Genomic DNA, 11,941 nt, shown 5'->3' on the forward strand with positions numbered 1-11,941 from the left:
AAACAAGGACGGGGCCCGCGGCCCGGATGCCGATGACCCCGTCCATGCTGGCTAGAACTTGAACCGGACGCCGCCGAAGATCATCCGGCCGTTCTTGTAGATACGGGCCGGACGGTTCTTGTCGTTGTCATAGTTGTCGGTCTGCTTCTCGTCGGTGAGGTTCACCGCGTCGAGGCTGAGCGAGATCTGGTCGGTCAGGTTGACGCTGGCCGACGCGTCGAGCGAGGCGATCGAGTCCGACCACAGCTGCCGGTAGCCGCGCTCGGCGTCGTAGTCGACGAAGAACTTGGACCGGTAGTTGTAGGACAGGCGGGCGCTGAAGCGCTCGTTCTCGTAGTAGCCGCTGACGTTGAAGATGTTCTTCGAGTTCGACGGCACCGGCACGCCCGACGACGAACTGGCGTCGGAATAGGTATAGTTGGCCAGGACGCCGAAGCCGTTCCAGACGGGCATCTGGAAGTTGACCTCGATGCCCTTGGTCTCGCCGCCCGCCACGTTGACCGGACGGCCGACATTATAGTCGCAGCTGTAGAGGCCGGCCGATTGCAGCACGCAGTTGTTGGCCGGGTTGACGACCCGCGGGTCGGTGGCGGCGGCCTGCAGCGGCAGCTTCTCGACCGTCGCGCCCTGGACGATGTAGGTCGAGATGTCCTTGTAGAAGAAGTCGACCGACAGGATCGACTGCGGGGCGAAGTACCATTCCACCGTCGCGTCGTACTGGTTGGCGCGATAGGGATCCAGGTCCGGGTTGCCGCCCGAGGCCGTCAGCAGGGACTCGGTCAGCGAGGTGAAGCCGGCCATCTGGGCGTAGTCCGGGCGGGCCAGGACGCGGGCGGCGGCCAGGCGGATCACCACGTCGTCACGCACGTCGAACGAGAAGTTCGCCGACGGCAGGATGTCGGTATATTCCTTCTCGCCCGCGGTCGGGGCCATCAGGCCGAACGGGTTGTTGATGGCGCCCGGCGTGCCGGCCGACACGCCCACCCGCCAGGCGTTGGTCTCGATCTTGGTGTTGACGACGCGGACGCCGACATTGCCGCGCCAGCCCTCGCCCTTCAGGTTGCCCATCACGTAGCCGCCGAAGGTCTTCTCGTTGAAGTCGAAGCTTTCCAGCGGACCGAAGTGGTCGCAGTTCACCAGGCCGATGCAGCCCCCGACATTGGGGTTGTTCGGGTCATAGACCGTGGCCGGCCCCATCGCGGCGTACAGCGCCTCGATCTTATTCTTGTCGGCCGTGAGATAGCTGCTGAGGACGCCCGGCCCCTTGATGCCGTCCAGATAATCGCTGTCGGTCAGGCCGTTGGCGACGCTGGCCAGCGAGCAGTTCTGGCCGTTGCAGGCGCCGTTGGCGAACAACGCGCGACGTTGGCCGTAGGTCTGCACCACGTCGCGGTCGTGGTCGGTGTATTTCAGGCCGAACTTGACCGAGCTGAACACGCCGCCGTCGAGGAACTTCTCGCCGTCGACGAAGGTGTAAAACTCGTCGTCGGTATTGACGGTGGTGTTGGCCGAGGCCCAGCCCAGCGTCATCTCGTCGTCGGCCGTGGTCGGGTTGATGTCGGTGAAGCTGACCTTCGGCAGGCCGTTCGACAGGTCGTAGGTCAGGCCGGTCGGGGCGTTGGTTTCCCAGAACGGCTGCAGGTCGGTGGCGCCCTTGGCCTTGGTGTAGCCGACGCGGCCGCTGAACTCCCAGCCGTCGGCCGGACGCCACTTGCCGGCCAAGTCGATCGAGCCGACATTGGTGTGGGCGATGCGGTCGATGGCGTCGAACACCACGCCGTTGCCGCCGATGGCGTTGAAGTTGCCGGCGGTGGCGGTGCCGTTCTCGACGCGGGTGATGTTGAACTGCGAGCCCGGCGAGGTGCTCAGGGCCCCGACCTTCTGGCTGATCCAGGCCATGTAGTTCTGGTTGAAGTTGTCGGCGTCCATCTTGGAATAGAGGCCGGTCAGGTTCAGCTCGAACTTGTCGGTCGGCGCGTACTGGATGGCGAAGTTGGCGCCCTTGCGCTCGCGGGTCTGGGTGAACAGCGACGAGCCGATCAGGCTGGGCGCGTAGACGGTCTGGCCCGGGGTGATGCCGCTGATGTTCGTGCCGTCGCCCGAGGCGGTGGTCACGGCCTGGTAGCCCAGGACCTCGATGCCGTCGCGGCGGATGCGGCGCTTGTCGTAGATGCCGCCGACCAGGACGCCCAGGGTCTTGTCGGCGTTGTGCCAGCTGAGCATGGCCGAGGCAGTCGGATCGGTGTTGCCCGACTTTTCGTCATGGAAGGCCTGGATCGAGCCGGACACCGACAGCGGCGCCAGGTCCAGCGGGTTGCGGGTGTGCACATTGACCGTGCCGCCCACGCCGCCTTCGTCGATGTCGGCCATCGGGCTCTTGAACACCTCGACCTTGCCGACGATTTCCGACGGCAGCATCAGGTAGTTGAAGCTGCGGCTGGCCTTGAACTGGTCGAGAATGAACCAGTCGGCGGTGGCCACGGCGTGGCCGTTGAGCAGGGTGCGGTTCAGGGTCGGGGCCGTGCCGCGGATCGAGATCCGCTCGCCTTCGCCGAACTCGCGCTGGATGGTGACGCCCGGGACGCGCTGCAGCGACTCGGCGACGTTCTTGTCCGGGAACTTGCCGATGTCTTCGGCGGTGATGACGTCGATCACGGCGTTGGCGTTACGCTTGGCCTGCACCGAAGCCTGCAGCGAGGCCCGAATGCCGGTGACGACGACTTCGTCGACTTGTGTAGAGTCCTGCGCGAAGGCCGGCGCGGCCAGGGCGACCGCCAGCATGCTGGCGGACGCGGTTAGAATGGTTTTGTGAAACTTTCTCATTATCGAATTCTCCCCGTTGCCAGGCCTCTTGGACTTGGAGCCGAGCCCCAAGCCCAATCTGATACCAATTATCTGCGGACATCCGTAGAATGCGGTACTTCTCGGGCCTCGGAGGGTGACTGTGACGGAAAATGCTTGGATGACAAGGCCAAAAAAGAACCAATTCGGGACCAGGTTCTTATTGGTACGGAAATGGTCATATGCTATCCCCATGGTCACGGGGTGGCGCGGTTTTGGGCTGGGGTGCGGAATTGGCGACGTTTTCTGAGAGGATCGGCGGCCTGGCCGGCGACGACCACGCCCCGCTTTACAAGCAACTGCAGCGCGCCCTGCGCGAGGCCATCCAGAAGAAGGTGTTGTCGCCCGACGACGCCCTGCCGGCCGAACGCGACCTGGCCGAGGAATTCGGCGTCTCGCGGATCACCGTGCGCAAGGCGCTGGACGGCCTGGTCGGCGAGGGCCTGCTGACCCGCCGTCAGGGCGCGGGCACCTTCGTGGCCGCCCGGGTGGAGAAGAGCTTCTCCAAGCTGTCGTCGTTCACCGAGGACATGATCTCGCGCGGACGCACGCCGCGCAGCGAGTGGATCAGCAAGGCCGAGGGCTCGGTCACCCCGGAGGAATCCCTGACCCTGGGCCTGTCGCCCGGCACGCCGGTCTACCGCTTCGCGCGGATCCGCTATGCCGACGGCGCGCCGATGGCCATCGAATATTCCACCGTCGCCGGCTTCGCCCTTCCCTCGGCCGAGGCGGTCGGCGTCTCGCTCTACGAAGCGCTGGAGGCCACCGGTCATCGCCCCGCCCGCGCCCTGCAGCGGCTGCGCGCGGTGCTGTTCACCGCCGAACACGCCGAGCTCCTGGGCGTTCCCGCCAAGGACGCCGGCCTGCTGATCGAACGTCGCGGCTTCCTGAAGGACGGCCGGGCGGTCGAGGTCACCCAGTCCTATTATCGCGGCGACGCCTACGACTTCGTCGCCGAACTGAACGCCCTTTCCTGAGGGTTCGTGCTGAACGGGGCTCGCCCCGCGCTTATCTGAAGGGAACGCCCGTCTTGGAGGCCCATGTCTTGACCCGATCCGCTCCCCCCGCCGACCCTTCCTCCTCGCGTGGGCGCCTGACCGCGGAATCGACCCGCATGTTCCTCGAGGCCGGCCAGGCCTCGCAGGTGGTCGCCGCCCAACTGGGCGCCAACGCCGCCCGCGCCGCGCGGATCGCCGAGCGCCTGCGCGCCAGCCCGCCGCGCGCCGTCGTCACCTGCGCGCGCGGCAGCTCGGACCACGCCGCCACCTTCGCCAAGTACCTGATCGAGACCCGCACCGGCGTGCTGACCTCGTCGGCCGCCCTGTCGGTCAGCTCGGTCTACGCCGCCCAGCAGGACCTCGGCGACGTGCTGTACCTGGCCATTTCGCAGTCGGGCAAGAGCCCCGACCTGCTGGCCTCGGTCCAGGCCGCCAAGGCGGCCGGGGCCTTCGTGATCGCCCTGGTCAACGACACCGCCTCGCCCCTGGCCGCCCTGGCCGACGAGGTGCTGCCGCTGCACGCCGGTCCCGAGCTGAGCGTGGCCGCCACCAAGTCGTACATAGCCGCCCTGTCCGCCATCGCCCAGCTGGTCGCCGCCTGGACGGGCGACGAAGACCTGACCGCCGCCCTGACCACCCTGCCCGCCCTGCTGGCGCGGGCCTGGACCCTGGACTGGACCCCCGCCGTCGAGCGCCTGAAGCTGGCGCGCAACCTCTATGTGCTGGGACGCGGCGTCGGCTTCGGCGTCGCCCAGGAAGCAGCCCTGAAGTTCAAGGAAACCTGCGGCCTGCACGCCGAGGCCTTCAGCGCCGCCGAGGTGCTGCACGGTCCGATGGCCCTGGTGAAGGAAGGCTTCCCCGTCCTGGTGTTCGCCCAGAACGACGAGAGCCGCGACAGCGTCGACGCCATGGCCAAGGGCGTGGCCGAGCGCGGCGGCGACGTGCTGCTGGCCGGCGCCGGAGAAGCGGGCGCCGGGATCCTGCCCGCCGTCGCCGCCCACCCGGTGATCGAGCCGATCCTGATGATCCAGAGCTTCTATCGCATGGCCAACGCCCTGTCGGTGGCCCGCGGCTACGACCCCGACAGCCCGCCGCACCTCAACAAGGTCACAGAAACCGTCTGATGCAGTCCGTTCTCGTCAATGGCCGCATCCTAACGCCCGAAGGCATCGTCGACGGCAAGGCCGTGACGATCCGTGACGGACGGATCGGCGGTCTCCTCGACAGCGCCGCCATTCCCGCCGGCATGGCGCGCCACGATCTGGACGGCGGCCTGCTGGTCCCCGGCTTCATCGACACCCAGGTCAATGGCGGCGGCGGGGTGCTGTTCAACGACTCGCCCACCGTCGAGGCGATCGCCGCCATCGGCGCCGCCCACCGGCCCTACGGGACGACGGGCTTCCTGCCGACCCTGATCAGCGACGACCTGGCCGTGGTCGACGCGGCCATGCGGGCGACCGAACAGGCGATCGCGGCGGGCGTGCCCGGCGTGCTGGGCGTGCACATCGAGGGCCCGTTCCTCAACGCCAAGCGCAAGGGCATCCACGACGCCAGCAAGTTCCGCACCCTGGACGACAAGGCCGTGGCCCTGCTGAGCTCGCTCAAGCGCGGCAAGACCCTGGTGACCCTGGCGCCGGAGACCACCACGCCGGACATGGTGCGCCGCCTGGCCCAGGCCGGGGTGATCGTCGCCGCCGGCCACACCAACGCCGCCTATGGCACGGTCCGCAAGGCGCTGAACGCCGGCCTGACCGGCTTCACCCACCTGTTCAACGCCATGTCGCCGCTGACCAGCCGCGAGCCGGGGGTGGTGGGCGCGGCCCTGGAAAGCCAGGCCGCCTGGTGCGGCATCATCGTCGACGGCCGCCACGTGGACCCGGCCGTGCTGCGCATCGCCCTGCGCACCCGGCCGCTGGACCGCTTCATGCTGGTGACCGACGCCATGCCGACGGTCGGCATGGTCGACAAGAGCTTCGACCTGCAGGGCCGCCACATTCGGGTGGTGGACGGGGTCTGCGTCGACGACCACGGCACCCTGGCCGGCTCGGACCTCGACATGATCGGCGCGGTGCGCAACGCCGTGGCGATGCTGGGCCTGTCGCTGGAGGACGCGGTCGCCATCGCCTCGGCCGCTCCCGCCGCCTTCCTGGGCCTGGCGGGCCGTCGCGGCGCCATCCAGGTCGGCCAGGCCGCCGACCTGGTGCTGCTGGACGAGGGTCTGAACGTGCGCGAGACCTGGATCGACGGCGTCGCGAGCCGATAGCCCGCTTCCCTTTGGGACGCGGACAAGGACCAAAGAAGAAGGGCGCTGGTCTGCACCAGCGCCCTTCGGTCGTTTCGGAAGGCGGCGATCTAGAACTTGTACCGCACGCCCAGGTAGAACTGACGGCCGAAGTGAACGTACTCTTCCGAGCTCATGCGCGTGGAGTCGTCGACCTTGCTGTCTTCCTGGTCGGTCAGGTTGATCGCTTCGAGGGTAACCGTGAACTTATTAAACTCGTAACTGACCTGACCGTCGAGGTTGAAGGTCTTTTCCTTGATCCGCACGTCGTTGTTGTTGGTCGCCGAGGGGGCCACCTGGATCAGGTACTGGTCCCGATACGAACCCGAGATCCGCGCCTTGAAGCCGGCGTTCTCGTAATAGAGCGTGGCGTTGAAGGCGTCGGGCGACAGGTTGAGCAGTGGCTGGGTGACCAGCACCGCCGGGGCGGTCTGGACCCGGGGCGTGCCGCCATAAGTTGGCGACTTGATGATGTAGTCGATGTCGCTCTTGACGTGGGTGTAGTTCAGGATCGCGCCGAACTTGTCGAACGGAGCCGGCAGGAAGGTGAACGGACGCTGGGCGCTCAGTTCGAAGCCCTTCAGCTTGCCGCCCGGGCTGTTGACGTTGGTCGTGACGGTGAACGGCGTCGCGCTGGTGTTGCCGTTGGTCAGCAGGCTGTCGGGCAGGCCGGTTTCAGACCATGGCATGACCTCGGCGGTCTGCTGGATGTAGGACTTGATGTCCTTCTGGAAGAAGCCCGCCGACAGCAGGGTTTCCTTGTCCGGATACCATTCGAAGCTGAGGTCCAGGTTGTCGGCCAGCATCGGATCGAGGTCCGGATTGCCGCGCGTCAGGGTCTGGGCGCTTTGGCTGTTCGCGGTGAAGCCGGGCGTCAGATTCTGCAACTGCGGGCGGGTCATCACCTTGGCCGCCGCGAAGCGGATGTAGAAATTCTCGAACGGTTGGGCCGAGATGTTCAACGCCGGCAGGGTGTTGGTGTATTCACGCGAGGTGGTCTGGATACCGTCGGTCCCGACCTGCTCGTTCAGCGTACCGAACGGCGTGGCGACACTGACGGGGTTGTTCCTGACGTTGAAGTGACCCAGGGCGTCCTGCTTGGTCTTGACGTAGCGTACGCCCAGGTTACCGCGAACAGGGATGTTGAAGATGTCGTAGTCGAAGTCACCCTGGATATACAGGGCGGTGTCCTTCTCGGTGATTTCACGCACCGCGCCGAGCTGGTTGATCGTGCTCAGACGGAAGTCGCCGTTGGCGTTGATGCAGTTACAGTCGTAGCCGATGACCTTCTTCAGCTTCTCCAGGTCGGGCGCGATCCACGAGGTAGGCACGCCGGCCGGCAGGTCCAGACCACGACCGAAACCGGTGATCAGGCGCGAAACGTCGGCGACCGACACGCCGGCCGGCAGGGCGAAGCCCGCTTCGGCGGTGAAGGTGGTGGCGCTGTTGCCCGCCAGTTGACGCGAATACAGGCGCTTCTCCCACGAGGTGAAGCCGTATTCCTTGTAGTCGTAGCCGTAGCGCAGCTTGAAGCCGTCCAGGATTTCATAATCGACGTCGGCCCGGAAGGTCTTGAAGGTGTTGACCGCCTTGCTGGGACGCAGGCGCAGCAGCGAGGCGTCGCCCAGGTCATTGGTCGGACGATACTGGAAGTTGGCCGCGTTGGTCGGGTCGAAGCCGTAGTTGAAACTGGGCAGCGTGTCATTGCCCGAATAGTCGTAGCTGTAGCCGTCGGTGTCGTAACGATCGAACGAGAACGTCGTCTGGACGGGGTTGCTCTGGATCGAGCGCGATTGGCCATAGACCGCGTTGAGGTGGCCCCGCTCGCCGAACTTGGTGTCGTAGGTCAGGGTGAACTGGTTGAACTCGGTCTTCAGATCGTCGTGGCGGTATTCAACCCGGGCGTCGACGTCGTTGAACGTGCCCTTGATCAGGTGGCCCTTGTCGTCGGCCTGGAAGTTCAGGACGTCGGTCTGGGGCAGGCCCTGGCCGCTGCGGCTGAACGAGATGACCTCGAGATAGGTCTCGTCGCGGTTGTTGGTGAACTTGGCCAGCAACGCGTCGAGCGTCAGGGTCGAGTTCTCGGTCGGGCGCCATTGCAGCGAACCGGTCACGCCCAGGCGCTTCTGGTCATACTGCAGGCGGCCGTAGCGCGGAATCCGCGGGTGCCACAGAGCGTTGGCGGTGCCGCTTTCAGCCGCGTCGGTGACCGTGGTGCCGCCCGTTACGCCGCCGATCTGGGCGCAGGTCAGGCCCTGACCCAGGGGGACGTTGTAGTTGGCGTTGTTGTTACAGGTCGTCGGCGTGCCCGCGCCCGTCGAGCCGGCGGGGCCGGGGAACATGGTCGCGGAGTTGTTGGTGACGCTAGGGTTTTCCCAACGGCCGGTCGAGGAGCCCTCTTCCAGCGTCTTGCGCTCGGCATAGGCCACCGAGATCAGGGCGCCGATCTCGCCGATGCCGGTGTCCCAGCGGTTGCTGGCCAGGAAGGTGAAGCGCGGGTCCTTCTTCCGCGACAGGTCGTTCCAGCCGATCTTGGCGCCCATGCTGAGGGCCGGGCCGCTGAAGTCGAACGGGCGCGAGGCCTGCAGGTCGATGATCGCGCCCAGCGAGCCTTCTTCGTTGGAGGCCGAGGTCGACTTGCGCACGGTGACGCTGTTGAACAGCTCCGAGGCGAAGATCGAGAAGTCGAACTGGCGGCCGCGGTTGGCGCCGCCCGAGCTGTCCTTGCCGCCGGTGGTGGCCAGGGCCTCCAGGCCGTTCAGGCGCACCACGGTGAAGTCGGGACCCAGGCCGCGGACGGTGATCGTGCGGCCTTCGCCGCCGTCGCGGTCGATCGACACCCCCGGCACGCGTTGCAGCGACTCGGCCAGGTTCAGGTCGGGGAAGTCGGCGATGTCCTGGGCCTTGATGACGTCGACCAGGTCGTTTTCGCGGCGCTTGATGTCCAGGGCGTTGGCGAGGCTGGCGCGGAAGCCGGTGACGACCACTTCCTCGACGGCGGTGTCGTCCGCGGCGGGGGCCGGCGCCTGCTGCGCGGCGGCGGCTCCGGCCAGCGCCAGCGCCATGAGCATGGCGCCGCTGGACGCACCGAGCTTCAGCGCGCGAACGCGCTGCTTAGAGACCTGAGACAATGGATCCTCCTCCCGTGATCACGTTTCTTTTGAACGACGCGTTCGCGCCGCCCGGCCGAAGAGTGCGTCCGCGCTTCCTTCCCGCGCGGCCGTTCTTGGGCCGTCTATTCTGACACCGGTGTCACATTCGAGCGAGACGCGCGTCTTGACACCGGTAGCAATGCAAGCGGTATCAAATGAAACCGCCGATCACAAGATGGCTGAAGCGTGGCGGATTGTAGCGATCGGGCGAACGTGTCGTTTCGGCCACATTAAGGCCAAGCTTATTCCGCCGCCGGCCTCAGGCGTCGTCGATACGTCGTTGACTGACCTTGTTGAGCCCGTCGATCACCGCGCGCCGCTGGTCGGGGCTCAGGTCGGTCGCGCGCAGCAGCCGCAGCGCGTTGATGTGCACGTCGACGGCGTCCCAGCGCCAGACGCCGGCCTCGGCGCAATTGTCGACCAGGGCGCAGAACGAGATCGCCGCCTGGTCGACGCACGAGCCCGGCAGGAAGCCGGAGACGTCGATGATGCGCAGGGCCAGGGTGTAGAGGTCCTGGTGGACGCCGGCGGCGCGGGTCGCCGCCGCCGATCGGCCGAACCGGGCCTCCATCTCCGCCAGGGCGGAGTCCAGCACCGCCAGCGACTCGGCGCGCAGCGGCTCCAGCGCCGCGTCGGCGGCGGCCAGGGCGTCCTTGGCCATCATGCCGCCGTCGGCCCGGACCAGCATCGACAGGCGGTTGGGGGCGCGGAATTTGCGCATGACGCTCATGACTTGGCTTTCTGGGAGTCGGCGGACTCCAGCGACGGGGCGCCGGGCGGGCGGAGCGCTTGCGGCGGGTCCTCGCGGCGACGCCCCTTGGCGCCGGGCGGAGGGCCGTCGTTCTTGAACCGGCGGTCGGGCCCCAGATAGGTCTCGCACTCGATGAACTGGCGGTCTTCCTTGGCCGCCCACAGGATGCGCTCCAGGACGATCTTGGGCGTGATCGGCTTGGCGATCGTGAAGTTGGCCCCGGCGTCGCGGCCCTTGAACACCTGCGAGGGCGGCGTGTGGCCCGAGACCAGGATCACCGCCAGGTAGCGGTTGGCCTCCAGGGCGCCGCGGCGCAGCCACTTGACCAGTTCGTAGCCGTCGACTCCCGCCATGTTGGTGGCGCTGATGACCAGGTCGAACGTGCGCTCGCGCAGCAGGGTCTGGGCCGCCCTGGCGCCGTCGGCGCGGGTGAGATTGCCCACCCCGAAGCCGAGCAGCACCTGGGACAGCAGGTTCAGCGACGGGACGCTGTCGTCGACCAGCAGGACCTCGACCTTCTCGAGATTGATGCGGGCCGAGGCGTGGAGCGGTTCGCGCATGGCCTAAAAGAAATCGAGTTCGCCGGCCGTGGCGTCCCAGCCGTCATGGTTCTTCGCGTCGCGCAGACGCATCACCAAGTCGGCCAGGCCCAGACCCTCGAGCAGCGGCTCGACCGCCATGCTCCACTCGCCAGAGGCGTGCTGGCCGATGCGGGCCAGGACGTCGGACAGGCCGTGCAGGCGCTGGCTCAGCTCGTCGAGGGCCTGCAGCCGCGACAGGTTTTCCAGGGCCGCGCCGCCGCTGGCCAGGTCGCCGGCGATGTGCTCGCAGTCGCGGCAGATGGCCGCCGCCGCCATCAGCTCCGCCGCCAACCGACGCGAAAGCTCGCCCACGGGCAGCTGCCCGGGGAAGGTCTCGTCGGTGTCGGTCAGGGCCAGCGGCTGGACGGTCATGGGGTCAGAACAGGTCCACGTCGCCGCTGGACGCGGCGGGCATCGGGGCGGGCGCGGGACGACGGACGTCCTGCGGGGCGTTGTCGACGGCGACCAGGCGCTGGCGCACCCGGCCGGAGGCGGGCCAGAACTCGACGCGTCGGGCCGACAGGCCGCCGGTGCTGGACGAGACGATCGGAATGCCCTCGTCGCGCAGGAAGCGCTCGGCGAACGCGGCGTTGCTGGCGCCGACGTCCGAAAGGCCGTCGAACAGCTTGCCGCCGCCGAAGATCTTGGCCTCGAGACGGTCGCGGCGCGCGCCCTTCTTGAGCAGGCCGTTGATCAGCAGCTCCATGGCGTAGGCGCCGTAACGGACCGCGTCGCCGCCGTCCTTGCCCCGGTCGCCCGCGTCGGGCAGCAGGAAGTGGTTCATGCCGCCGATGCCGGTGGTCGGATCGCGCAGGCAGGCGGCGATGCACGAGCCGAGCACCGTCGTCATGACCACCTGCGGATCCGACGACACGTGGCTCTCGCCCTGGGTGACGTGAACCTTGATCGCCGGCCCCATCTCGTCTGGGTGGGGATCTCGATTGATCATGTCAGCTGGCCAAAGACCTGTTCGATCTTTTCCTTTAGGCCCTGAACGGTGAACGGCTTGACGCAGTAGTTGTTGACGCCGAACTGCACCGCGCGCTGGACCAGCTCGCGGTCGGCCCGGCCGGTCAGCATGACGAAGGCGGTCTGGCGGATCGGCGGGTGCGAGCGCACCGCCCGCAGCAGGGCCAGCCCGTCCATCTTCGGCATGTTGAAGTCCGAGATGACCAGGTTGGCCGGCTTGGCCAGCAGGTTCTTGAGGGCCTCCTCGCCGTCGGGGGCCTCGCGGATGTCCTTGAAGCCGATCTGCTGCAAGGCGTTGCGGATCAACGCCCGCATGGTCAGCTGGTCATCGACGACGAGAACGGAAATGGAGCTTGCTTGGGGCATGG

10 protein-coding genes are annotated in these 11,941 nt (G+C 67.2%); 3 read left to right on the forward strand and 7 right to left on the reverse strand.

Annotated features, from left to right (window positions below):
• Positions 1 to 51: 51 nt before the first annotated feature.
• The gene (locus tag ACSQ2G_RS05990; protein ID WP_436029150.1) at positions 52 to 2,823 is read right to left on the reverse strand and encodes a TonB-dependent receptor; all 2,772 of its coding nucleotides are present in this window, start codon (positions 2,821 to 2,823) and stop codon (positions 52 to 54) included.
• Positions 2,824 to 3,023: 200 nt separating this feature from the next.
• Between ACSQ2G_RS05990 and ACSQ2G_RS05995 the strand changes: the two genes are divergently transcribed.
• The 3 genes from ACSQ2G_RS05995 to nagA are packed head-to-tail and all read left to right on the forward strand — an operon-like array spanning position 3,024 to position 6,102.
• Positions 3,024 to 3,818 carry a GntR family transcriptional regulator gene (locus ACSQ2G_RS05995; protein ID WP_310083758.1) on the forward strand — a complete coding sequence of 265 codons (795 nt, stop codon included), beginning with the start codon at positions 3,024 to 3,026 and terminating at the stop codon, positions 3,816 to 3,818.
• A 53-nt stretch (positions 3,819 to 3,871) separates the two neighbouring features.
• The gene (locus tag ACSQ2G_RS06000) at positions 3,872 to 4,963 is read left to right on the forward strand and encodes an SIS domain-containing protein (RefSeq protein ID WP_436029152.1); all 1,092 of its coding nucleotides are present in this window, start codon (positions 3,872 to 3,874) and stop codon (positions 4,961 to 4,963) included.
• Entirely contained in the window at positions 4,963 to 6,102 is a 1,140-nt protein-coding gene (gene nagA / locus ACSQ2G_RS06005; RefSeq protein ID WP_436029154.1) for an N-acetylglucosamine-6-phosphate deacetylase, read from the forward strand. Before ACSQ2G_RS06000 ends, nagA begins: the two co-directional genes overlap by 1 nt.
• 89 nt (positions 6,103 to 6,191) lie before the next feature.
• Here the strand turns inward: nagA and ACSQ2G_RS06010 are convergent, their stop codons facing one another.
• The 6 genes from ACSQ2G_RS06010 to ACSQ2G_RS06035 all read right to left on the reverse strand — a co-directional run bounded on the left by ACSQ2G_RS06010 (position 6,192) and on the right by ACSQ2G_RS06035 (position 11,939).
• On the reverse strand, positions 6,192 to 9,191 hold the full coding sequence (locus ACSQ2G_RS06010; protein ID WP_436030524.1) for a TonB-dependent receptor: 3,000 nt from the start codon (positions 9,189 to 9,191) through the stop codon (positions 6,192 to 6,194).
• Between the two features lie 340 nt (positions 9,192 to 9,531).
• Positions 9,532 to 10,002, reverse strand: a complete 471-nt coding sequence (locus tag ACSQ2G_RS06015; protein WP_436029156.1) for a chemotaxis protein CheE — start codon at positions 10,000 to 10,002, stop codon at positions 9,532 to 9,534.
• The gene (locus ACSQ2G_RS06020; RefSeq protein WP_436029158.1) at positions 9,999 to 10,583 is read right to left on the reverse strand and encodes a response regulator; all 585 of its coding nucleotides are present in this window, start codon (positions 10,581 to 10,583) and stop codon (positions 9,999 to 10,001) included. Before ACSQ2G_RS06020 ends, ACSQ2G_RS06015 begins: the two co-directional genes overlap by 4 nt.
• Positions 10,584 to 10,586: 3 nt before the next feature.
• Positions 10,587 to 10,976 carry a chemotaxis protein CheU gene (locus ACSQ2G_RS06025; RefSeq protein WP_436029160.1) on the reverse strand — a complete coding sequence of 130 codons (390 nt, stop codon included), beginning with the start codon at positions 10,974 to 10,976 and terminating at the stop codon, positions 10,587 to 10,589.
• A gap of 4 nt (positions 10,977 to 10,980) precedes the next feature.
• Positions 10,981 to 11,523, reverse strand: a complete 543-nt coding sequence (locus ACSQ2G_RS06030; RefSeq protein ID WP_436030526.1) for a chemotaxis protein CheD — start codon at positions 11,521 to 11,523, stop codon at positions 10,981 to 10,983.
• Positions 11,524 to 11,549: 26 nt separating this feature from the next.
• Complete coding sequence (locus ACSQ2G_RS06035; protein WP_019847929.1) at positions 11,550 to 11,939, reverse strand: response regulator; 390 nt, start codon at positions 11,937 to 11,939, stop codon at positions 11,550 to 11,552.
• Positions 11,940 to 11,941 lie beyond the last annotated feature (2 nt).

The sequence above is a fragment of the Caulobacter sp. LjRoot300 genome, assembly GCF_964253875.1.
GTDB lineage: Bacteria > Pseudomonadota > Alphaproteobacteria > Caulobacterales > Caulobacteraceae > Caulobacter.

Coding starts and splice junctions, on each gene's coding strand:
- ACSQ2G_RS05990 (WP_436029150.1), bottom strand. CDS start 2,823: ATGAGAAAGTTTCACAAAACCATTCTAACCGCGTCCGCCAGCATGCTG.
- ACSQ2G_RS05995 (WP_310083758.1), top strand. CDS start 3,024: ATGCTATCCCCATGGTCACGGGGTGGCGCGGTTTTGGGCTGGGGTGCG.
- nagA (WP_436029154.1), top strand. CDS start 4,963: ATGCAGTCCGTTCTCGTCAATGGCCGCATCCTAACGCCCGAAGGCATC.
- ACSQ2G_RS06010 (WP_436030524.1), bottom strand. CDS start 9,191: ATGCTCATGGCGCTGGCGCTGGCCGGAGCCGCCGCCGCGCAGCAGGCG.
- ACSQ2G_RS06015 (WP_436029156.1), bottom strand. CDS start 10,002: ATGAGCGTCATGCGCAAATTCCGCGCCCCCAACCGCCTGTCGATGCTG.
- ACSQ2G_RS06020 (WP_436029158.1), bottom strand. CDS start 10,583: ATGCGCGAACCGCTCCACGCCTCGGCCCGCATCAATCTCGAGAAGGTC.
- ACSQ2G_RS06025 (WP_436029160.1), bottom strand. CDS start 10,976: ATGACCGTCCAGCCGCTGGCCCTGACCGACACCGACGAGACCTTCCCC.
- ACSQ2G_RS06030 (WP_436030526.1), bottom strand. CDS start 11,523: ATGGGGCCGGCGATCAAGGTTCACGTCACCCAGGGCGAGAGCCACGTG.
- ACSQ2G_RS06035 (WP_019847929.1), bottom strand. CDS start 11,939: ATGCCCCAAGCAAGCTCCATTTCCGTTCTCGTCGTCGATGACCAGCTG.